Origin of the sequence: Collinsella sp. HCP28S3_E12 (genome assembly GCF_052065595.1) — a bacterium.
Lineage (GTDB): Bacteria > Actinomycetota > Coriobacteriia > Coriobacteriales > Coriobacteriaceae > Collinsella.
The window spans coordinates 1-785 of sequence record NZ_JBQHTS010000043.1; the positions used below are offsets into that span (position 1 = coordinate 1).

Genomic DNA, 785 nt, shown 5'->3' on the forward strand with positions numbered 1-785 from the left:
GGACTCAAGTCGCCCTGTTAAGGCTCGCTTTCGCTCCGGCTCCCTTTCGGTTAACCTCGCCCCGCGCCAGCGACTCGCTGGCTCATTCTACAAAAGGCACGCCGTCACACCGTAAAGGTGCTCCGACTGCTCGTGGGCGCACGGTTTCAGGTACTGTTTCACTCCCCTCCCGGGGTGCTTTTCACCTTTCCCTCACGGTACTGGTGCGCTATCGGTCACAGGGTAGTACTCAGGCTTGGATGGTGGTCCACCCAGGTTCGGACCGGGTTTCACGTGCCCGGCCCTACTCAGGGACCGCGTCGCGCCGTCCGGTCTGGGTTCGCGTACGGGGCTGTCACCCGCTGCGGCCGGCCCTCCCATGCCGTTCCGCTCCCCAGCCGGACCTGCGCCCGGGGGCGGCAGCCCCCGGATGCGCGGCCCTGCAACCCCGCCGGCGGAACCCCTGCCGGGTACGCCCGCTCGACGGTTTGGCCATCGGTCCCCTTTCGCTCGCCGCTACTCGGGGAGTCTCGAGATTGATTTCCTCTCCTCCGGGTACTTAGATGTTTCAGTTCCCCGGGTTGTCCTCCCCCCGCCTATGTGTTCAGCGGGGGGATATCCGTACCTCTACGGATGGGTTCGCCCATTCGGAGACCCCCGGGTCGAAGGATGTGTGCTCCTCGCCGGGGATTATCGCAGCTTGCCGCGTCCTTCATCGGCTCCCTGTGCCAAGGCATCCGCCGTGCGCCCGTGGTATCTTGCGGGACCGCTCCGGGCCCGCGGGATATCCACGTGTCGCTAATATA

The 785-nt window shown here is 65.7% G+C and carries 1 rRNA gene; it reads right to left on the bottom strand.

From position 1 onward, the window contains the following. Positions 1-743: ribosomal RNA gene (locus ACTNBY_RS09305) — 23S ribosomal RNA — on the bottom strand; the annotation flags it as partial. Positions 744-785: the final 42 nt, after the last annotated feature.